Raw genomic sequence first — 21,811 nt, 5'->3', positions numbered from 1 at the left:
AGTTTTTGTCAGGAGTGATTGAATAATGAACCATGATGAAGATTTAAATTTTAAAAAACTCGAGGAATCATCTTTATTGGTGCTTCGAAAATTTACAATGGCTTATACTATGCCATCAGAAGCCAAAGAAGCTAGGATTTCATATTCCCAATACTTAATTCTAGAGATTCTTAGAAATGAAGGCAGCAAGAGTAGTTCTGAGTTAGCTCAATTCTTTAAAATTACATTGCCCGCTGTTACAAATTTATCAAAAAAACTAGTGGACGGAGGATATATAGAACGTATTCACTCAGAATCAGATCGACGCCTCGTATTATTCCAAATCACTCAAAAGGGACTACATTTCTTAAATGTGATGGATCAGACGGGGAAAAACATCATCAAAACACTTTGGGAAGACTTATCTCCAGAAGAAGTAAAGCAGTTGAATTTCATATTCCAAAAAGCATTAGGTGGAAAATAAACATGAACAAACAACAAAGTACCGCGGGTTCATTTATCCCGATTATAATTGCCATTTTTTTAGGTTCATTTTTATCGATTTTAAATATGAGCACAATTAACGTTGCGATTCCTGAAATAATGAGACATTTTCAAACTGACCTTGACTCTGTTCAATGGACAATAACAGGTTTCATACTAGCAACCGGTATTATTGCTCCAATTACGGGTTCTCTAGGAGACCGATATAGTTATAAATATTTGTACTTTTTTTCACTTTTAGGCTTCACATTATTTTCAGCGCTTTGCGCATTCTCATGGAGCATATCATCTCTTATTGGATTTCGTATTCTACAAGGTGCGTTCTGTGGTTTAATTATGCCAGCCACAATGGCAATTATATTTCAAGTGATTGCGAAGGAAAAACAAGCACTTGCCATGAGTATTTGGAGTATTTCAGCAACATTAGCACCAGCGTTGGGCCCAACATTAAGTGGCTGGCTTATTCAAACATTAGGGTGGAAGTGGATCTTTTTAATAAACGTTCCTATTGGAATTATTGCAATGATCTTAACGATGTTACTTATTCCATATTACCGATTACAAACGCCTAAATCATTTGATTTTATTGGTTTCATTACTGTCATTCTTAGTAGCTTTATGTTAATTGTTGCATTCAGTCAGGGGCATCAATGGGGCTGGACTTCATGGGAAATCATCTCTTTATTAGTTGTCGGCATTATTATACTGGGCTTATTTATTTGGTGGGAACTAAAACATTCCTCCCCATTACTCAATATTCGAGTGTTTCAAAATACTCGTTTCACAATTAGCATTATCATAAGCAGTATTCTTACGATTAGTTTATATTCTGGCACCTATTTAATGCCATTATTCCTACAAAATGTTCAACATGCGTCTGCTTTAGACGCAGGACTAATTTTATTTCCACCTTCTATAGCGATGGTAATAGCAATGATTGTTGCCGGAAAGTTGTATCATCGTATAGGTGCATTTTCTCTTATTGTGACAGGTATTATTTTACTTACCATTGGTACTTTTGGACTAAGTTTCTTGCAAGTCGATAGCTCTACTGGCTATATAATTTTCTGGATGACAATACGTAATATTGGAGTCGCATTTTCAACCATGCCCGCTAGCAACACCGGAATGGAAGAAATTCCTTTAAACTTATCTGGACATGCATCTTCTATTAATAATTGGACAAGGCAAAGTTTTGGTTCCCTTGCGATCGGTATATTCACTTCTATATTAGCTGCACGTATGATTGTACATGCAGAAAAGCTACGTGGGAGTGCTATATCCATTCAACAACAAGCCTTTACACTTAGTATTCATGATGTATTTATAATAGCTACTGTTATCGCTATGCTCGGATTACCTTTTTCTTTTTATCTTAAAGCTAAAAAAATAATTGTAACAATATAGGAGGCTAGCACATGACTCAATATATAAACAATGAGTATGTAGAAATGGATTTTAGAGGAGTCAATATAAGAGAAGAAGAGTTAAGAAACTGTACTTTCATTAAATGTCGTTTCAGAGGTGTAGATGCATCAGAGATTTTAACGCAAAATTGTAACTTTATCGAATGTGATTTTACTGGTTCGTTCTTTAATGCTTCTCTCCATAAAGGATCAACATTTGCCAACTGCAAATTTTCTGGAGCGAATTTGTTTGTTTCAAAATTTGAGGAATGCAAAATGACTGGTTCCGATTTTGAGGAAGCAAATTTAGACGGAATAACAATCGAGGGTGGCGATTGGTCTTATACAAACTTTCGCTTCGCGAATTTAGGTAAACAAAAATTAAGGGGCATTCGTTTAGTTGAGGCTGACTTGTATGAATGCAACCTAGAAAAAGCGGATTTACGTGATGTCGATTTGACCGGTGCGCAATTAGGAAAAGTGAAGCTTTCAGGAGCTGATTTACGAGGAGCAACAGTTAATAGAGTAGATTTTAGAACCTTTGATTTAAAAAATGTAAGACTGGATACAGCCCAAGCGATAGCTGTTGCACAATCTTATGGTGCGAAAATTAATTAAATAAATTATATATTATAATAAAAAATTATGTCTGTTACTAAGCAATTGACTTAACTTATAGGAGTGAATTTAAATGCCTAAATTAAAAAAATTACCCCGTGAGAATCAAGAGATGGTAAAGGCACGTCTTGAGGATTTCTTTTATAAAAAATTCGAACTAGACTTAAGTTCAACTGAAGCTGAATATATATTGGAGTTTATGATGAAAGAAATTGGACCACATGTATATAATCAAGCTGTAGAAGATGCATGTAAAACATTGCGTCTTCAGATGGATGTTGTTGAAGAAGAACTTTACGTGCTACAAGTTCCAATAAATTAGAAGTGATACACCCGAGCTACCTTTTTTGCAAAACTGAAAAGGTAGCTTTTTTCATCTCACAAATCCTTAACGTAGGAAAATCAGTTATTCAACTTCCAAAAAATGTATTAACGTGGGTTTTATGACATTTAGTTGGCGGAACCCCATTTAGTATCTAATTGGTATATTTTGTCTTATTCCCCCTTTTCGGGGAATGGGCAAAAACACCCATGATTAGTTTTTTGCACCAGAACCGATAATGCTTCCATTTGAATACATTTTCCTTTTCCATACCAATCACGCACCCTTTCTAAAGTAATAGTAACAGTATGTCCAAGATTTATAGATTCATTGCAATTGTCCTTAAGTTTTTGCACCAGAACCGTATAAAATCCATCTGTAATCAGCCCAATTTTTTATCTGTTAAGAAACTTTGCACCAGAACCAGAGCATGTTTGCATGTTTCACCTTTTTTTATGTACAATGAGAATAAGAGATGATATAGACAGGGAGAGGAAATCCATGTCCACTAAATTAGTAAATTTACGCATTGATTTTGCTTTTAAACAGTTATTTGGGACGAAAGGGAATGAGGAAATTTTAACCGGTTTCTTAAATGCTATTCTAGAGGAATCTTTAGATGTACCTATTACATCGCTACAACTAGAAGATCCACATCTCCATAAATCTTATGAAGATGATAAGTTATCGATTTTAGACCTATTAGCAACACTAGAGAACGGAACGCAAGTGAATATAGAAATTCAGGTGCGACAAGAAGTCGCTTCATAATAGTGCGTATCCATAGGGATACGCTATTCTAGTTGTCGAGAATATTTCCACCCGAAACAGCGTTGCTAGTAATGGCAGGGTTGGTTGCATGAAGGAATGCATAAGGAAGCGATGAACGTACATTCAATCCGTGCTAGGAAAAGATGAGAAAGGTAAACGACAGTGAATCTTTGTAAGCTTCGTTACGATAAATCCAATGAAAGACGTTGATACATTGAAAATGCGGATTAGAAAAGTGGACTTTGAATGTCACTGAGAGACAACCTACATGTCCGCCGGAGTAGAGAAGATACCTTCCCTCATCGTATCTATGTGAAGTGGAACTTGGTAAGCCCTATATAATCTGTACGTTGTACAGTAAGGATGCCGTAAGGCAGAATGACGTTATAGAGGGTATGGGATGTTGGAAAAAGCGAAGGTCGCAAAGTCGAAAGACAACAGGAACTCATAACTGTGCGAATAGCATCCAGGGCATAACCTAATGATGTAACCCGAAAGGGTGCAGACTTCCAACAGGTCTTCAACACGAAAAAAAGCGGAAAGAAACTTCTGCCGAAAGGAAGGAATCTAGTTATGGATACAGCTCACAAGGCGTCGGCTATTCCTTCACTTACAGATTGGTTTACAATCCATTGGAGAGAAATTGAAAGGTATGTAAGGAAGTTACGACAACGAATTTTTCGTGCCAAACAGCAAAATCAAAGTAGAAGAGTGAGAAAATTACAACGCCTTATGCTTCGAAGTAAAGCGAATCTATTGTTATCAATTAAAAGAGTTACACAAATAAACCGTGGGAAACGCACAGCGGGTATCGATGGAGAGCGTATATTGACACCTAGGTCTAGGGTGAAATTGTTTCATCAAATGAGTTGTCAAAATATCCAATTACATAATCCAAGAGCAGTAAAGCGCATACATATCCCGAAGAAAAATGGGAAATTACGCCCGTTGGGCATTCCAACAGTTAAAGATAGAATTTGGCAGAATATCGCAAAAAATGCTCTAGAACCAGAGTGGGAGGAAGAATTTGAACCCGTTTCGTACGGATTCCGCCCAAAGCGTAGTGCACATGATGCCATAGCGAATATCTTTAATAAATTAAACTCCAAAAGTAAAAAAGTTTGGGTATTTGAAGGGGATTTTGCAGGATGTTTCGATAATCTAAAGCATGACCATATCTTAGAGAAAATTCAAAACTTCCCAGCAAAAGAGATTGTTAGAAAATGGTTGGAATCCGGGTATGTAGATAATCAAGTGTTTCATCCTACAACAGCGGGTTCTCCTCAAGGAGGTTTGATTTCACCTCTCTTGGCCAATATCGCCTTACATGGTATGGAGAATGAACTCGGTATTAGATACAGCAAAAGTAATACAAAAAGACAAGGTACTGCCTATAATATTCATGTCAAATGCACAAAAGCAATGGTTCGTTATGCGGATGATTTTATCATCGCTTGTCAAACAAAAGAGGAAGCCGAATCCTTGTATCAAGAGTTAACACAATATCTTGAGAAACGTGGAATTACATTAGCAACAGATAAAACTCGTGTTACTCACGTCACCGAGGGCTTTGATTTTCTAGGTTTCCATATTAAGCAATATGTGAAAGACAAGAATAAATTGTTAATAAAACCTTCAAAAACAAGCATTCAAAAAGCCAAGAAGAAAATAAAAACAACTTTTCAAAAGTTAAAAGGAAAACCGGTTTACACACTACTAACAAATCTAAATTCAGTAATCCGGGGATATGCATATTACTGGAGACATGTAGTATCGAAAAAGATTTTCTCATCCATGGACTACTTTATATGGGGAAATGTTGTACGGCATGTAAAACGTCTGCATCCAAAGAAAAGTTGGAAATGGATTGTAAAACAATATTTTCGAAAGCCTAAACACAGAGGTCATGATAAATGGGTTCTTACTTGCCCAAAGACACAGTATCAAATTTATAAAATGATTTGGACTCCCGTTGTAAGACATATTGGAATAAAATATAAGAACAGCCCTGATAATCCTGAACTCTCTCATTATTTTGCTAAACGAGATAAAAAAGATTTTGATAACAATAATACGCTAACTCGAATTAAAATCGCAAAGAAACAGAAATATATCTGTCCAATCTGTGAAGAGGCTCTACAAAACGGAGAAGCATTAGAAGTACATCATAAAGTTCCTAAGGCTTATGGGGGAACAAATGAATATAGTAATCTCCAGCTTCTACATATACCATGTCACATCCAATACCATCAAAAACATCCTATCTTTCGAGAGAGAGCGTATATTTACAAGAAATTGAACAAACATATCTCATTAACTCCTCAAGAGAGAATTCAGTTAATAGAATGGCACGTGATTGATGAAGAGTGACTAGCTGTTTTGGATAAAAAGAAGGCTTGAGCCGGATGTTTGGAAACGGACAAGTCCGGTTCTGAGGGGAGAAAGAGTCCGTGAGGACTCCGACTTACCCGACCTTCGAAATACTCATGATATGATCAAACGTTCTTTATATTATTGGAGTAAACTCTATACGTCCCAAATGCAAGAAGGAATGCCATATCGTTCACTTCGCAAAACAATCACCATTAATTTATTAGATTTCATACTATTTTCTAATGATGAATCCTTTCATACAATCGGACAGTTATGGAATACGAACACACAACAAATCTTAAGTAATGACATTGAAATTCATTTCGTAGAGATTCCAAAACTTGTGAGACAATGGCGTGAAGAAAAAGTGAATCCTTGGGAAAATGCGTTTGTTCGTTAGATGTTATTATTACCAGCACATGAAGACGAACATTTAACTCAAACATTGGAGGAAATTGCTATGAATCAAGATCCAATTTTACAAAAGGCAATGAATAAATGGGAAAATATGAGCCATGACTCTTCTTTCCGAACAGCTTATGAAGCTCGTGAGAAGTTACTTCTAGATGAACAAGCCAAATTAGCACATGCTCGTGAAGAAGGTTTAGAAGAAGGTTTAGAAAAAGGTCTGGAAAAAGGTAAATTCCAATTAATTCGTGGTATGCATAAGAATGGTATGCCGTTAGAAGACATTGCGAAATTCACAGGTCTAAGTACAGAAGAAGTCCGAAAGATATTATTATAATGCATGGAATTATAAAAGCTTTTTACTGTTGCAGAATTCATAGAAAAAATCCATGTATTCAGTAACTACATCTAAAGAACCGCTCCTGTATCTATTCAGAAGCGGTTCTTTAGTTCTGGTGCAACAACCCTTTCATACAATCGAACAGTTATGAAATACGAACACACAAGAAATTTTAAGTAATGACATTGAAATTCATTTTGTAGAGATACCGAAATTGGTAAAACAATGGCGTGAAGAAAAAGTAAACCCGTGGGAAAATACATTTGTTCGTTGGATGTTATTATTACCAGCACATGAAGACGAACATTTAACTCAAACATTGGAGGAGATTGCTATGAATCAAGATCCAATTTTACAAAAGGCAATAAGTAAATGGGAAAATATGAGCCATGACTCTTCTTTCCGAACAGCTTATGAAGCTCGTGAGAAGTTACTTCTAGATGAACAAGCCAAATTAGCACATGCTCGTGAAGAAGGTTTAGAAGAAGGTAAATTCCAATTAATTCGTGGTATACATAAGAATGGTATGCCGTTAGAAGACATTGCGAAATTCACAGGTCTAAGTACAGAAGAAGTCCGAAAGATATTATTATAATGCATGGAATGGTTCTGTTGCAAAGTTTCCGAAGATATAAAGAGATGGGGAATATTGTGGACCAGTTTTATGAAACTATTAATAATTCATGTAATGCGTTATACGTCGAAAAAACGAAGTTTGATTGAGGACTTCGTTTTTGTTTGTATATAGCATGAACAGTTTCTATACCTTTAATAGTACGTGAGGCATGGCGAAGACTTTGAAATCCTAAAGAACGGGAGAATCGACGTTTCACATGTCGGTGATCTTGCTCAATGATATTATTGAGGTACTTGATTGTACGATGAAAGGTATTTTTGTAAAGACCTATTTCCTTTAATTTTTTGAATGCGGAAGCTAAAGAAGGGGCCTTATCTATCGTCAGAACCGTTGGTTCTCCAAAAGTTCGAACAAGTCTTTTCATAAAAGCATATGCTGCTTGTGTGTCCCGTTTTTGACGAAGTTGAATATCAAGTGTTTGTCCCTCTTTATCAATTGCTCGATATAAATAACACCATTTCCCTTTCACCTTGATATAGGTTTCATCCAAACGCCAAGATAACAATGTGTTTTTCTTTTTCCAAATGTGATAGATAAGATTTCCATATTCATGAACCCAGCGCATGATAGTTGTTGGATGAATAGAAATACCACGTTCTTTGAGAATTTCAGACACATCGCGATAACTTAAAGAAAAACGACAATAGTAGCCAACGGCTATTAAAATAATATCCTTCTTGAACTGTTTCCTTTAAAATATCCCATCTGTGATTCTCCTTGTTTTCTTTTTCGAAAGTGTAGCTTAGTTTAGAAAACTTTGCAACAGAACCCTCTTTCATTCGATGGTAGATGATATGAGAGGTAACCTCCGCATTGGATTTTCGTAAATGATCTTTAAGAATAAAAAAATCCAGCCATAAAAAAAGAGGGAGAAGGTAGTTTTTATTGAAGTTGTTTATGATTGTTTTTTAACTTGTTAGGGGGGATCGTAAAGAAGATTATTAATCTCTTTGATAATTTTCATCTCACTTACAAACTTGGAGCATTTTGTATTAATAAACTTTAATTTTGAAAGGAGAATCAATAAATATGAGCACGAAAAAACGAATAGGGAATAAGTTATTACTTGTCAGTACAATTTGTGTGATAAGTATTCCTTCTGTTTCATATGCGGAGGAAGTAATCTCACCTAAAAATTCCGCAAGTTCTTCAAGTCTATATGAGGAGCGGAATACGGATATATTGAAAAAAAGTTTATATCCCGATACATATAATAATCCGTTCAACCACCAATTTATTTCGACATTAAAGGAAACAAACACAAACACAAATATAAAAGAAATAGACAATGTTGATGATGAAAATCCTGTTATATCTACTACTCTTAAATTTATCCGTTATATGCATAATGAAAATTATAAATCTGCATTTGATTTAACTTCTCGATCTTTACAGAAGATAATATCTGAAAAATGGCTGGAGAGTTATTGGAAGGGACTCCCGGTGCAATTACAAGCAGGTTCTTTTATGGGAATTGGAGAGGTAAGACAAAAAGAGACCAATTCCGTTCATACAAATGTAGAGATTGGATTAGTTTTTGAACACTTTACTGTACCTTTATTAATTAAATTAGATCCATCTGGAAAAATAGATGATTTTCAACTTAGCATGTCGTTTAGTCCTGTTGCAGAGCGTCCATCATATAGTAAGCCTGAATCATTTGTTGAAAAAGAAGTAGTAGTCGGAAGTGGGGCGTTTCCATTACCAGGAACATTGTCTGTTCCAAAGGGAAAGGGGCTTTTCCCAGCAGTTATTCTTGTTCAAGGATCTGGAGCTAGCGATCAGGATGAAACAGCGTTTGCTTTAAAACCATTTCGCGATTTAGCTGAAGGTCTTGCCTCGAAAGGTATTGCTGTTCTTCGCTATAATAAACGAACGTATGAACATGGATTGAAAACACAATTTAGTCCTTTTTATACAGTTGATAAAGAGACAACGGATGATGCACTTCTTGCGGCTCGGTTTCTTCAAAATGAACCTATGATAGACAAGAATCAAATTTATATTCTTGGTCATAGTCAAGGTGGAATGATGGTTCCGAAAATGATTGAAAAAGATCAAGGTGAAAATATTGCTGGGGCAATTGTGATGGGAGGACCAGCCCGTACGATCCAAGATGTTGTTTTGGATCAATTTGAATATCTTTTTTCTATTGGAGGAATGAAACCTGAAGAATATACATTTTACAAATCGCAATTTGAATTATTAAATGATCCTAATTTCTCTAGTCAGAATCCTCCAAAAGATTTTTATTTAGGATCACCAGTATTTTGGGATTCTGTCCGTAAAATTAAAGCAGCAGAAATGTCAAAAGAACAAAAGACACCGCTTCTTATTATTCAAGGGGAAAGAGACTATCAAGTTCAATCAAAAATCGAAATCCCTCTTTGGAAAGAACAATTAAAAGAGCGAGATAACGTTGATTATCGACTATATCCAAAGTTAAATCACTTCTTTACAGAAGGAGATGGGGAATTAAGTAAACCGGATGAATATTATAGTCCTGCCAATATCCCTGAGTATGTTATTAATGATATTGCTACTTGGGTGCAAGGAAGATCGAATTGAACTACTCGCCACTTAACATCCTTACGGACTGTTTGAAGTGGGAGATTCATTAAGCAATTTCCGCAGAAGTTCTAAATAAGAATCAACGCATATATTTTTTCTAAGTACAGTAACTGGGAAGTTTAATGTTCTATTCGTCAATAGTTATGGAAATTAAAAAAGAAAGCAAAAACAGCTAAACATTGTTTTGGCTGTTTTTGCTTACATAATTTCAGTTAATAACCAGAGTCTTCTGAGGTAAGATTATCGGTTCTGTTGCAAAGTTTTTAAAACTAAGCTAAACTTTTGCAAAACAGAGTGAGGAGAATCATAAGTGGGATATTTTAAAGGAAAGCAATTTAAACAAGATATTATTCTGGTAGCCGTTGGCTACTATTGTCGTTTTTCTTTAAACTATCGTGATGTCTCTGAAATTTTGAAAGAACGTGGTGTTTCAGTTCATCCAACAACGATTATGCGCTGGGTTCATGAATATGGCCACCTGATCTATCAAATTTGGAAGAAGAAAAATAAAAGAGTACAACTATCTTGGAAATTGGATGAGACCTATATAAAAGTCAAAGGAGAATGGCGTTACCTGTATCGTGCAATTGATAAAGAAGGATACACATTGGATATTCAACTTCGTAAAAAACGGGATCATCAGGCTGCATATGCCTTTATGAAAAGGTTAGTGAAAACGTTTGGAGAACCAACGGTTCTAACAACAGACAAAGCACCGGCATTACTTTGTGCATTCAAAAAATTAAAGGAACAAGGCTTTTATAAACATACAACTCATTGTACAATCAAGCATTTGAATAATCTCATAGAACAGGACCATAGACATGTAAAACGCCGCTTTGCCAAATCTGCAGGATTTCAAAGTCTTCGCCATGCTTCGCGCACCTTGAAAGGAATCGAAACGATTCATGCTATATATAAACGAAAACAAAGTTTGCAGCCAAACTTCGTTTTTTCAACGTACAATGAATTACAGCAATTACTCACAATTGCATAAGATTCAGCTGTACTCACCCTAACTTTCTATCTGTTAAAAAACTTTGCAACAAAACCTTTTGAAACCTCTAATTAACGTAGATCAGTTTTCCCTTGAAAACGACCAAATCGATCCCGTATTTTTTTCAATCTTGTTTGGTACTCCAAAATCTCAATTCTTGCTTTTTCAGCTAGAGGTGCAATTGGTCGTAAGTCTTTTAACCCCCAATAATTAACTATTACATCAAGTACTTGATCAAAATATTGCAGCGGCCCATAGTTAGCTTCTTTTGCAATTACAGCCATTCTATTTTCAAAATCAGGCATGACGGCACCTGGCATTTTAAAATTCATAATCACATTGGCTATATGATAGCAATAATTAGGTTCCAATTCCAAATGTGTTCGAATGACGTCTCGATAAAACGCATAATGAAGAGTTTCATCTTTTGCAAGACGGCGTAATAATGTAGCAAGATCTGGATCATGCTTACTTGCAACCTTAGCTACATTATTGTAAAACACCATCGTTGCAAGTTCTTGTAGCGTCGTATACGTCATGGCCTCGATTGGCGTGTGAAAATCAGGCTCAAATCCACCTTCAACGACTGACTTTCTTAATTCATGTAATCGTTTAGGGTTCACGCTTCGAGTAAGTAGTAAATATGTCTCCAACAAATTCGAATGTTGATCCTCTTCTGAAGTCCAAGTATGAATAAAGTCCGTAATAACAGAAAGGGACCCTTTAAAAGTTGCAGATAAATACGTTGTAAACCATGGTAAATTCACTTCTGTTAATAAAGCTGTTTCAATGGCCGTAATTACACCAGAAGGAAGAGTAACTTGACTTTCATCCCAAGGAACTCTTTTAAAGTCCATCCCCTTATCCCATGGTAAAAACTCATGATAACCCCAATCTATCTTCTGTGCTCTTATTTTATGTTGTTCATACATTTCTTTTAAGCGTGGTTCTAATCGGAAATTTAAATCATTTGTTAGCATATGTAAGTGCCTCCTTTTCTTATCATAGATAGTCATTCTATATTTACATTCGTTTTTATCTTTTAAAATTTTCTTCAAATAAATATTATTTTCCTTTTTTTTAGTCAAACATAACAAATTTTGCACCAGAACCGAAAAGACCTCAAATTGGGGTCTTAATTAGTCATTATCAAGGTCTTTATCAAGAAAGGAAGGTTTTTTCTCTTCCTTAATTCCTAATTTCGCTTTTATTTCTGTTAAATCTCTTATTATGGTTTGAGTGTTTAGCCAAGCTGCAATTGAAGCGAAAATAGCCAAAACTAATACAATTATGATTAGAACATTAACAACCATATAGCCACCTCTTAAATGTAAGTTTTTACTAATTTTAGCACAAGTCTATAGGTGATTTTTAAAATTATGCCTAAAACCACAATATTTTAGAAAACAGGCAATTAAAAAGACATATTGTGAGGTATTAGATTACTTTGTAGAAAGAGAGATTGCGGTTGTTTGTAATCGTGATTATAATCGTTGCTATACTACTGATAGGTTAACGCAACAGGAAAACTAATTTCGTAAATAAGTGCTAATAGTTGATAAAATGAAAAGATAGAGACTTTAATATTCATTGTACATACTTTAAACTATTCGTTATTAAAATAATTTTCAAAAATCTCGACCAAATTCAGGGTCTTAACCGTCTAATAGTTAAAGAACAAAAAGTAGGTGATTACAATCTTTAAAATATACAAAAAGAAAAAGAAGAATAAAGAGGAATTTTCTAAATTATTTAAGACCTACCAACATGATTTATATAGGATGGCATATACCTATATGAAAAATTCTGAGGATGCAATGGATGTTGTACAAGAGGCTGCCTATCGGGCATTTCTTAAGTTTGATACGGTAATAGAAACGGAATATGTAAAAACATGGTTGATTAAGATAACAATAAATTGTGCCATTGATTCATTAAGGAAAAAACAAAAAATTTTTACAATAAAAAATGAGGATTTAAATTCTTTGTTTTCAGAAAACACTGACACTTCACTATCATTATTGCTCGAAGAACTGTTAGATCTATTGAATACAAACGAAAGAGCCATTATTTTTTTAAAGTATTATCAGGAGTACACCTTCCAGCAAATTTCAGAAATTATTGACTTACCTTGCAGCAAAGTAAAGTCAATCCATTATAGAGCTTTAAATAAGCTGCGTAGTCATGTCAGGAGGGAAGATATGTATGGAGAATAACAGTAAAACATTATTCGAAAAAATTGAAATTCCTTCTGAGCTGGATAAAAAAGTACGGATTGGAATTGAACGAGCAGAAAAGGAATTAAATCAAAACCATAGTTCAATTTCATGGATAAGTATCCCTCAGAAAAGAATACTATACGCTGTCTCGGCAGTTATAATCTTATTCAGCTTGTTCATTGACTCTGCATTTGTATCTCCTGTAATGGCCAATGTAGCCTCTAATATCCCTTACCTGGGAAGGATTTTTGAATCCAAAAATATTGGTATGGTTGTTTCAGAAAAGTTAAAAGATGAAGGATATAATGTTGGTCAAATAGGAGTTAGTTATAGTCCAAAACCAACTATTTCTATCTCTTTGAATGAATCGGAAGAATACATCAATCAAGTGGAGGGGAAAGTTGAAAAAATAGTCAAGGATACTTTGTATACTAGGGACTATGATAGATTCGAAATCAAAATTTATAGCAATAGAAATGTTGACCACAATGTTGCTGATGTTGGTCCAAAACAAACTTATTTGAATAAGGATATTTATAAAAAAGTGGAAGAGCATGGTATAGAGGTCCTAATGGTTGGAATGAGCCCAAATGAAAAAGTTATTCATGTTGATATACCAAGTAATGAAGAGCGAACAGATGAATTAGAAAAAATAATTTTAGATGTTGCAAAGGGATATGGGATGCAAGACTATACTGTAAAATTCCGTAAGATGGATTTAAAAAAACAAGCTAAATCACAAGAATGGGCGCAAATCATTCCGGTATTGGCAGAGGGGTTGATTGGCAATAGCAAATATAAAGTGGAGGGGATAGGTTATTCAGATTCTAAAGAGCCATTTACATTAATTATTACTTCCAGTTTGAATTCTTCCAATCCTGAAGCGAAAAATTCAGCCAAGGAAATTGAAAATATGGTTAATGATTTAATAAATTCTGATGTGGTTAATGAAAAAATCAAGGGAGAACCATATGATATTTTGATAAAAAGTAAAGATGGAAAGAAAATCAACTAATACAATGAAGGGATGATTCAATAGAACAGTATCGGTTCTGGTGCAAAGATAAAATAAAAGAGAATATAACTCATATATTTCTAGCGGAATTCTATTTTATGCTGTAAGCCCAAACAATCGATGGATGAATTCTTTCTGGTTTTGAACAGACTGATCCCGTAAATCAATCTGTTCTTTTTTAATCATATGCATAGCTTCCACTCTTGCAAGAATGGATGTAGCTGTGCCAAAAGACTTGAATCCCAACATAGAACGCACACGTTTCTTAATAAAACGATGATCTTGTTCCACTATATTATTGAGATATCTAACTTGTCTTATTTGTATACCTTCAGGCATATGTTTCTCTCCCTTCAACTCTTGAATCGCTACAGGATAGGCAGGGTTCTTATCTACTGTTATCACGCGAGGTTTAGAAACATACGAAAAAGCCAAGGCTTTCTTGAAAAAGCGCTTGGCTGCTTGTTTATCTCTTGATTTACTTAGATAAAAATCAGTTGTATTGCCCTCTGAATCAACCGCACGATATAAGTACATCCATTGACCTTTTACTTTCATATAGGTTTCATCGACTCTCCATGAATCATTTGTTGATTTAAGATGATGTCGTACTTTCTCTTCTAATTGAGGTCCATATTGATGAACCCAGTGCATAATCGTTGTATGAGAAATGGATAAGCCCCGTTCCTCCATCATTTCCACCAAATCACGAAAACTGAGGTTGTACCGTAGGTACCATCTTACCGTTAACAAAATAATATCCGGCTGATAATGCTTCCATTTGAATACATTTTCCTTTTCCATACCAATCACACACCCTTTCTAGAGTAATAGTATCAGTATGTCCAAGATTTATAGATTCATTGAAATTTTTCCAAAGTTTTTGCACCAGAACCGTTTTTCACACGTTGATTTATAAATTTTCTCAACATAAAAGTACATATATTTCTAATGGACATATTTAAAACTATAAACTATTAATTTACAATTATTCAAGAACTATACAGTAGAGTTAAATGTATTAACAATATTCTGTAGTAAAGGAGCTTATAAATGAAAAAAATATTTTCTTTTCTAATGGTTGTATGGGTGTGTATATTTATATCTGCTTGTTCCAGTCAAACAAAATCAGAGACAGAAATAAAATCTGATAGCGAGAAAAATGCTATAAAGTCTAAGCACAATGTAAAAGTTAAGGATTATAAGGAACCATTAACACAAGTAGGTGTCAAAGCAGAACATCCGCTCGGAATATTTACCTTAAACCAATTAAGTGAACCTAATACGACGATTGAAGTAGCCCCACTCTATATCCAAGTGGAACGAATTAAAATCGCACGGAGTACAGAAGTAAGTGAAATCGGCAAGTATAACCTGAAAGAACGAGGATTGAATACAGAGGAAATGAACGTGATTCAACTAACAACTACCTTAGAAAACACTTCCGATCAACCACTTGATTTAGGAAAAGGGCCCATAAAAACACTACTTTTAAGTAGCGGGGAACAAGTAGATGTGTATAAAATGAACGCGGATCCTAAAGATCGGAGTTTAAAAGCAAGAGAAAAAATTAAATTTACGCTAATCTGTTTCCTATCCCAAGCTCCAAAGGATCTAAAGAATGTAAAGGTGACTACAGATGTGGTGCGAGACCAAATGACACAAAATGAAATCAGCTCTCCAAAAACTGTAGAAATTAAAATGTAAACAAGAAAACAGCCTGAAGTTTAGGCTGTTTTCATTATCTTATGATTAAAATGAACAATATTCAACAACTGGACCAGATGTACCAGTCTTAATAAAATAATCAGGAGCATAACCAGTGTCAAAATCGCCGCGCCAAAAATCATCATCTACCCAATCCCAAATTTTACTTCCATTGTAGTATTCACCATTAACATAGCAGTATAAATAGAGATTGTGTCCATCTGGAATATCTGTTTCAGTTCGTGTACCATTTATTGTTGGAGTCTTACGAAGGTCTAAACCTGCACCACCAGTCTTTTGAACTGGATACAAACCATCAGCATGGGTTACCGTTTGATTTGCAAATAAAACAGAACCAGCCACTGCAACTGAAGCTATTGAGAATGCAATCTTTTTAAACATGTCTTACCTCCTATTATATTTTATTGTAATAGGGGATTCTCCCCCTCATGCCTATCAAGCTAAAGTGGGTGAATATTCAGTTTTCTTTGGTAAGCATGAGGGGGGTTCCCTAAAAATATATTGCTCTACTATAAAATATACAAAACTGTTGGTAAAAACAAGAATAAAAAGTAATATTTGGTATTTCTCAACTTTTTTGATTCTAGAATACGAGGATTCATCCTATTAATATGACATATTTCCAATGAAAGAAAAAACACTCAATTGAGTGTTTTCCATGTTGATAGCAAAATATGATTAATCAAATCCTTTATTTACATAAATAAAAACTTCAAAAACTCATTTATTATTCTCAAACCAGTTTTTAAACGTTTCCCTTGACTGCTCTCCTAAAATTCGGTTTATTTCTTTCCCGTCTTTGTAATGTACAATGGTAGGAGTCCCTTTTATTTGAAACATACTCCATCCTTGTTTATATTTTCCCAGATTCATAACTTGCATATCAATATTCATATCTTTTGCCATAGGAATTACAATTGGAGAAACCCTTGAGCAATGAAGACAGGTTGTCTGATAATAATAGATTATTTTTTCTTTTTTATTTGAGAGATCTTGCTGTAATTGTTCAGGCGTAATTTGGTTCTGATAATAATTTATCTTTTCTATACTTGTCGTTTTTTCACTTTTCATTTCCTTCTTAGCTATGACAGTAATAACTGCAAATACCAATATAACAGCAGTGATAAAAATAAGCATTTTTTTCATACATTTCTTCTCTCCTTGCTTATTTTAATAAGAATAATACTACAAATAATAATGATAAGAAAAGCTATTAAAGCAAGAAATGGGATCGTGATAAATCCAAACCAATCTAAGTAATCGCCTGTGCAAGGTACTCTTCCACATGTTGCACTACTTGTAGAAAAAAAGGAAACTTTTTGAAGTAAATAATGATATGCAGATATACATGCACCTATGATAGCGATTATCAAACTATAAATCCCAATTTTATAATCCTTTCGTATAATAGCAGCTCCTAACAAAACAACTAATGGATACATAAGAATACGTTGATACCAGCATAATGTACATGGTTCATATTTCATTATTTCGGAAAGATATAAACTTCCAATGGTTGCAATAAAAGAAACAGCCCATGCAATGAACAATAAGTATTCTAGTTTTTTTTCTGTATTATCCATGATTTCAGCCTTTCTTATTTGAGACATATAAATGATTTAACACTTGAAAATATTAATATACAGGTGACTGATAATAACCAGTTTAAAGGTTATTATAAATTATTGATTGATTATTTCGAATAGTTCTGTCAGAAATAACTATAATCTTTATATTGAGAAATTTTTTCATGTAAGGTAATAGGGGTCACTATACATGCCCATCAAGTTAAGAAATGCATTCTTCCCCAAAACGAAAAAAATGAATTGAATGCTCATAAATAACTGTAGAGATATAAAATTTTTGTTTTGGAGATATTTCAAAATCTTAGCTTGATGGATATGGGGGACTGACGGAAAAACGCGGATTTTATACGCTAAGACAGTTTCTAAAAGTGAAATCTCATCTTGGCTACTGTAAAAAAACAACTAGCCCCCCGCAAAAGGTACTAGTTGACGTAAAATTCGATATAGGAAGTTAATTTTAGAAATTATTGAATATAGTCATAAATATTTTTCGCTAATAATAAACAAGTTACTGTAATGAAAAGGGCACGAACATACCCACTTCCTTTTTTTATAGCAAATTTGGAGCCAATGATCCCACCAGCAATTTGTGCTATTCCCATTATGAAGCCATACGCGTAGTTTACTTGTCCTAAACACATAAACATCAACAATGCACCAATGTTGCTTCCCAAATTAAGAAACTTCGCATTACCTGCTGCCTTTAAAAAATCATACCCAATTAATAAAAAGGAAAACATTAAAAATGAACCCGTGCCAGGACCTAGAAATCCATCATAAAAACCAATAACAAAAACAAAAAAAGTAAAAATAATGAAGTGCCGAACGGACAATTTCTTATGAGTGGAAATACTACCCCAATCCTTTTTGAATATCGTATAAATAGCAACAGCACCGAGCATTAGTAACATCAAAGGCTTCAGTATCTCTGGATTCATTAAATGAACGGTCCATGCACCTACTATGGAACCTATGAAAGTGAGTGGAAATAATTTAAACGCTGATTTCAAATCAAGATTACCAGAACGATAAAACACAATATTACTAGTTACACACCCCATTGTCGATGCTAATTTATTCGTAGCCACTGCCCCTGCTGGATTCAGTCCTGTAAAAAATAAAGCAGGTAAAGCAATCAGTCCACCACCCCCTACTACTGAATCAATAAATGAAGCTAAAAAACCAAAAACAATTAAAATAATTAATATCGATGGGTCTAAGTGGAAATCCATATATAATCAACCTTTCTATAGTCACTACTTAAATAGTAACTAATTATTTGCTAAATGTAAATGGTTACTGTAACGTTGAAAATATAGGAAAAGAACAATTGGAGGACGAAAAATTGAACTATATAGTGCAACAGCTCAAAAAATTAGGTTTTAACGAATATGAAGCTAAATCTTATGTATCTCTTGTTAAACAAGGTCCTGTTACAGCCTACCAAGTGAGTAAGGACTCAGGTATTCCAAGAGCACGAATTTATGATGTATTAAGTAATCTTGTTGAAAAAGGAATTGTCATGAAGGAAGAAATAGATGACACCACTCGATATTCACCTTTACCTGTTGAAATCTTTTTGCAGAAGGCTCAATCAGAGTGGAAATCCACTTATGAAGTAATAAGTGAATCATTAAAAAGTCTAGAAACTTCCGAGGAAAAAGCAGACAATCGAGTGATTACTTTAAAGGACTATAAGACGATAATTAGTTATTGTCAGACATTACTAAAAAAAGCAGAAAAGCGTATTGTCATATCGATGTGGGATGATATGTATGAGATGTTAAAGGAGGAACTGGTTGAGGTCGCTAATAAAGTCACGGTACAAGGTATTACGCTACATGTTGAAAATCCCATTAAAAATTTAGAAATCCATCGTATAACACCTTATACAGAAACCCGATCTACAGAACATTGGTTTATTCTGTCCATAGATTCTAAAGAGATGATTTATGGACCATCAATTGAGGAGCGTAGTGTTGCTTTTTATACAGATGACCCTGTTCATATTTATCTATTAGAGGATTATATCTGGCATGACGTGCTAGTGAATCGACTTGTTAGACGTAGCCAAGACAATTTGGAGAATTGGATTACTACAGAGCGAAAAGCATTCTTTATGGAGGAATAAGAAGCATTATCTAAATTAAAGTTCTTTGTTCAACCTGACCGTTGAACAAGGAACCATGTATATTTTATACATGTGAGGTTTACATAACGTATCATTATCAGCAGTAACCAAATCCCAGAAAGCTATTTATACCAAGATTTTACCAGCTTTCCGTTCCCTTCGCTGTATGCAGGGTTTCATATATTCCTGTCACAACAGCATTTGGCAGTTCAAACCGTTCTTGTAGCTTGCATAAAATCCTGCATATCCTTAGCGTATAAAATCCGCGTTTTGCCGTCAGCACCCCATGCCCATCAACCTAAGGTTTTAATATCCCCCTAAATGAAAATTTTCTTTCTCTACAGGTAGTTAATCTGAGAAGTCAGCTCATTTTTCGTTTTGGGGGCATTTATTTTTCTTAAGTTAATGGATATGGGGTTCCGCCACACATCCATCAACTTAAGGATTTAGACTATTTTTGAAGCTAAAAGCACGTTACTATTCTCTTATGTTAATGAGAAAGGGTGACGTGCTTTTTATGAATATGCACCAAAAACAAGAGTTATCTTTATTTGCCGAAGAGTTATATCGATATATGTCTCCCGCTACACTTAATCAATTAGCTATAGAAGCAGGCGGAATGAAACGAAAACGTAAGTGCCACGGGCACCATTTCTTATCTTTGTGTGTATGGTTAAATCAACAAATCGCTACTACCTCTCTTACTCAACTTTGTAGTCAATTAGAAACTTCAACAGGAATTTTATTAAGTCCTGAGGGACTTAATCGACGATTTAACTCGGCTTCTGTAGCCTTTTTTCGAACTGTATTTACTACACTTCTACAAGCTAAAATTGGAGGGTTATCTAAGATTTCTCATTCTCTTTCTGCTTACTTTGAGCGTATTCGTATCCTTGATTCTACAACCTTTCAAGTTCCAGATCGATTCGCATCTACTTATCCTGGTGCCGGAGGATGTAGTCATAAAGCTGGTGTAAAAATCCAACTAGAGTATGACTTGTTGAGTGGAGAATTTTCTGATGTGAAAATTGAACCAGGAAAACGAAGTGATCAGGCGTATGGTGCGACTCGAACAGGCATGATACAAAAGAATGAGCTGTATATTCGTGACTTAGGATATTTTCGTCTACAAGACTTTAAGTCTATTCAAGACAAGCAGGGGTATTATTTATCCCGTCTTAAGTTACCAACTAAAATATATAGAAAAGAGTTCGAAACAGTGGTATTTAAAACAAAATCCTCTCAATTGAAACCGGTATATATACAAATTCATTTAGAAGACATTATGAAACAACTACAACCTGGCCAAGTGTATGAATTACACGATGTATATGTAGGGAGTAAAGACAAACTGCCTACTCGTATTGTAGTTTATAGGTGTACCGAGGAGCAAAAACAGAAACGCCTACGTGACCGAGCTATTCGCGAAAAGAAAAAAGGAATTACATATACAGAGCGCACGAAGCTTTTACAAGGTATTACGGTATATATGACAAACATTCCTACGGAATGGGTTCCAAAAGAGAAAATCTATGATTTATATTCATTACGTTGGCAAATTGAGCTGTTATTTAAAATATGGAAATCTTGGTTTCAAATTCATCGTTGTAAATCTATTAAACAAGAGCGATTAGAATGTCATCTTTATGGGCAACTCATTAGTATTCTATTATGTTCTTCTACTATGTTTAAAATGCGAGAACTCCTATTACGTAAGAAACAGAAAGAGCTAAGTGAATATAAAGCGATGTACATAATTAAGGATTATTTTTTACTTTTTTACCAAGCATTACACAAAAACACCCAAGAATTATCAAAGGTTCTCCTTCGTCTGTTTAACCTCCTACAGCACAACGGACGAAAATCTCATCGATACGAGAAAAAGACAGTCTTTGATATTTTGGGTGTTGTTTATGAGTATACCACTTCTACTCATCAGGTAGCATAGTAAAAAAATTGAAACCCGTCAGGGTTTATTTGATATGCCCACTTTTATAAAATCTACAAAAGATAATAAAAAACTGTATGGAAAGACCGCATTTTGTTTGAAAATATACCTTAAGTTGATGGATGTGGGGTTCCGCCACATGCCCATCAAGCTAACAAAACAAAATACCCCAAAATGAGAAAATAGACACCTTTTAATTAAAAATGTGCAAATTTCTTATTTTGGGGTATCATAAAATTTTTAAAGCGATGGCTAAGT

20 protein-coding genes and 3 pseudogenes are annotated in these 21,811 nt (G+C 34.5%); 15 read left to right on the top strand and 8 right to left on the bottom strand.

The window, feature by feature from the left end; translation table 11 throughout:
* The first annotated feature begins 25 nt into the window (after nucleotides 1–25).
* From NKR74_RS12460 to NKR74_RS12425, 8 genes and pseudogenes are all read left to right on the top strand, one after another.
* Nucleotides 26–463 carry a MarR family transcriptional regulator gene (locus NKR74_RS12460; RefSeq protein ID WP_253629749.1) on the top strand — a complete coding sequence of 146 codons (438 nt, stop codon included), beginning with the start codon at nucleotides 26–28 and terminating at the stop codon, nucleotides 461–463.
* Nucleotides 464–465: 2 nt separating this feature from the next.
* A complete protein-coding gene (locus NKR74_RS12455) occupies nucleotides 466–1,890 on the top strand; it encodes a DHA2 family efflux MFS transporter permease subunit (protein WP_253629748.1) in 1,425 nt (474 codons plus the stop codon).
* Nucleotides 1,891–1,901: 11 nt separating this feature from the next.
* Nucleotides 1,902–2,507, top strand: coding sequence for a pentapeptide repeat-containing protein (locus NKR74_RS12450; protein WP_253629747.1), 606 nt, complete (start codon nucleotides 1,902–1,904; stop codon nucleotides 2,505–2,507).
* A 73-nt stretch (nucleotides 2,508–2,580) separates the two neighbouring features.
* Nucleotides 2,581–2,829: a DUF2164 domain-containing protein gene (locus NKR74_RS12445; RefSeq protein WP_001996008.1), complete on the top strand. Its 249-nt coding sequence runs from the start codon at nucleotides 2,581–2,583 to the stop codon at nucleotides 2,827–2,829.
* A gap of 501 nt (nucleotides 2,830–3,330) precedes the next feature.
* Nucleotides 3,331–3,582, top strand: a pseudogene (locus NKR74_RS12440) (Rpn family recombination-promoting nuclease/putative transposase); the annotation flags it as partial.
* 591 nt (nucleotides 3,583–4,173) lie between these two features.
* Nucleotides 4,174–5,970 carry a group II intron reverse transcriptase/maturase gene (gene ltrA / locus NKR74_RS12435; RefSeq protein ID WP_253629746.1) on the top strand — a complete coding sequence of 599 codons (1,797 nt, stop codon included), beginning with the start codon at nucleotides 4,174–4,176 and terminating at the stop codon, nucleotides 5,968–5,970.
* 103 nt (nucleotides 5,971–6,073) lie between these two features.
* Nucleotides 6,074–6,718: pseudogene (locus NKR74_RS12430) on the top strand (Rpn family recombination-promoting nuclease/putative transposase); the annotation flags it as partial.
* Nucleotides 6,719–6,848: 130 nt separating this feature from the next.
* Nucleotides 6,849–7,316 (top strand): annotated as a pseudogene (locus NKR74_RS12425) (Rpn family recombination-promoting nuclease/putative transposase); the annotation flags it as partial.
* A gap of 67 nt (nucleotides 7,317–7,383) precedes the next feature.
* Here NKR74_RS12425 and NKR74_RS12420 read toward each other — a convergent pair.
* Nucleotides 7,384–8,063, bottom strand: a protein-coding gene (locus tag NKR74_RS12420; RefSeq protein WP_375337665.1) for an IS6 family transposase whose coding sequence is annotated in 2 segments (ribosomal slippage) — nucleotides 7,384–8,045 and nucleotides 8,045–8,063 — 681 coding nt in all. Because the reading frame shifts where the segments join, the coding sequence is not laid out codon by codon here.
* Nucleotides 8,064–8,387: 324 nt separating this feature from the next.
* On the opposite strand from NKR74_RS12420, the gene NKR74_RS12415 reads away from it, so the two are divergent.
* Both NKR74_RS12415 and NKR74_RS12410 read left to right on the top strand, forming a co-directional pair.
* Entirely contained in the window at nucleotides 8,388–9,926 is a 1,539-nt protein-coding gene (locus tag NKR74_RS12415) for an alpha/beta hydrolase (protein WP_253629745.1), read from the top strand.
* A gap of 313 nt (nucleotides 9,927–10,239) precedes the next feature.
* A complete protein-coding gene (locus NKR74_RS12410) occupies nucleotides 10,240–10,926 on the top strand; it encodes an IS6 family transposase (RefSeq protein ID WP_253629744.1) in 687 nt (228 codons plus the stop codon).
* 71 nt (nucleotides 10,927–10,997) lie between these two features.
* On the opposite strand, the gene NKR74_RS12405 is transcribed toward NKR74_RS12410, so the two are convergent.
* Both NKR74_RS12405 and NKR74_RS12400 read right to left on the bottom strand, forming a co-directional pair.
* A complete protein-coding gene (locus NKR74_RS12405; RefSeq protein WP_253629743.1) occupies nucleotides 10,998–11,906 on the bottom strand; it encodes an acyl-ACP desaturase in 909 nt (302 codons plus the stop codon).
* Nucleotides 11,907–12,065: 159 nt separating this feature from the next.
* On the bottom strand, nucleotides 12,066–12,239 hold the full coding sequence (locus NKR74_RS12400; RefSeq protein WP_230575583.1) for a hypothetical protein: 174 nt from the start codon (nucleotides 12,237–12,239) through the stop codon (nucleotides 12,066–12,068).
* A 375-nt stretch (nucleotides 12,240–12,614) separates the two neighbouring features.
* On the opposite strand from NKR74_RS12400, the gene NKR74_RS12395 reads away from it, so the two are divergent.
* A complete protein-coding gene (locus tag NKR74_RS12395; RefSeq protein WP_309247635.1) occupies nucleotides 12,615–13,142 on the top strand; it encodes an RNA polymerase sigma factor in 528 nt (175 codons plus the stop codon).
* Nucleotides 13,132–14,160, top strand: coding sequence for a DUF4030 domain-containing protein (locus NKR74_RS12390; RefSeq protein WP_253629741.1), 1,029 nt, complete (start codon nucleotides 13,132–13,134; stop codon nucleotides 14,158–14,160). The genes NKR74_RS12395 and NKR74_RS12390 overlap by 11 nt, the downstream gene beginning before the upstream one ends.
* A gap of 96 nt (nucleotides 14,161–14,256) precedes the next feature.
* Here the strand turns inward: NKR74_RS12390 and NKR74_RS12385 are convergent, their stop codons facing one another.
* Nucleotides 14,257–14,964, bottom strand: a complete 708-nt coding sequence (locus tag NKR74_RS12385; RefSeq protein WP_253629740.1) for an IS6 family transposase — start codon at nucleotides 14,962–14,964, stop codon at nucleotides 14,257–14,259.
* Nucleotides 14,965–15,213: 249 nt separating this feature from the next.
* Between NKR74_RS12385 and NKR74_RS12380 the strand changes: the two genes are divergently transcribed.
* A complete protein-coding gene (locus NKR74_RS12380) occupies nucleotides 15,214–15,867 on the top strand; it encodes a hypothetical protein (protein ID WP_253629739.1) in 654 nt (217 codons plus the stop codon).
* A 45-nt stretch (nucleotides 15,868–15,912) separates the two neighbouring features.
* On the opposite strand, the gene NKR74_RS12375 is transcribed toward NKR74_RS12380, so the two are convergent.
* The 4 genes from NKR74_RS12375 to NKR74_RS12360 all read right to left on the bottom strand — a co-directional run bounded on the left by NKR74_RS12375 (nucleotide 15,913) and on the right by NKR74_RS12360 (nucleotide 18,706).
* Nucleotides 15,913–16,269 carry a hypothetical protein gene (locus tag NKR74_RS12375; protein WP_253629738.1) on the bottom strand — a complete coding sequence of 119 codons (357 nt, stop codon included), beginning with the start codon at nucleotides 16,267–16,269 and terminating at the stop codon, nucleotides 15,913–15,915.
* Nucleotides 16,270–16,608: 339 nt separating this feature from the next.
* Nucleotides 16,609–17,034, bottom strand: a complete 426-nt coding sequence (locus NKR74_RS12370; RefSeq protein WP_098308688.1) for a thioredoxin family protein — start codon at nucleotides 17,032–17,034, stop codon at nucleotides 16,609–16,611.
* On the bottom strand, nucleotides 17,031–17,471 hold the full coding sequence (locus NKR74_RS12365; RefSeq protein WP_253629737.1) for a disulfide oxidoreductase: 441 nt from the start codon (nucleotides 17,469–17,471) through the stop codon (nucleotides 17,031–17,033). The genes NKR74_RS12370 and NKR74_RS12365 overlap by 4 nt, the downstream gene beginning before the upstream one ends.
* Nucleotides 17,472–17,938: 467 nt before the next feature.
* Nucleotides 17,939–18,706, bottom strand: coding sequence for a TSUP family transporter (locus NKR74_RS12360; RefSeq protein WP_253629736.1), 768 nt, complete (start codon nucleotides 18,704–18,706; stop codon nucleotides 17,939–17,941).
* A gap of 113 nt (nucleotides 18,707–18,819) precedes the next feature.
* Between NKR74_RS12360 and NKR74_RS12355 the strand changes: the two genes are divergently transcribed.
* Both NKR74_RS12355 and NKR74_RS12350 read left to right on the top strand, forming a co-directional pair.
* Nucleotides 18,820–19,605, top strand: coding sequence for a TrmB family transcriptional regulator (locus NKR74_RS12355; protein ID WP_253629735.1), 786 nt, complete (start codon nucleotides 18,820–18,822; stop codon nucleotides 19,603–19,605).
* A 517-nt stretch (nucleotides 19,606–20,122) separates the two neighbouring features.
* Nucleotides 20,123–21,553, top strand: a complete 1,431-nt coding sequence (locus NKR74_RS12350; protein ID WP_253628483.1) for an IS4 family transposase — start codon at nucleotides 20,123–20,125, stop codon at nucleotides 21,551–21,553.
* The last annotated feature ends 258 nt before the right edge of the window (nucleotides 21,554–21,811 follow it).

Origin of the sequence: Bacillus sp. 3103sda1 (genome assembly GCF_024159135.1) — a bacterium.
Taxonomy (GTDB): Bacteria; Bacillota; Bacilli; order Bacillales; family Bacillaceae_G; genus Bacillus_A; species Bacillus_A rhizoplanae.
Note: the sequence above shows the minus strand (reverse complement) of the source record. Positions and strands in the feature narration are given on the sequence as shown.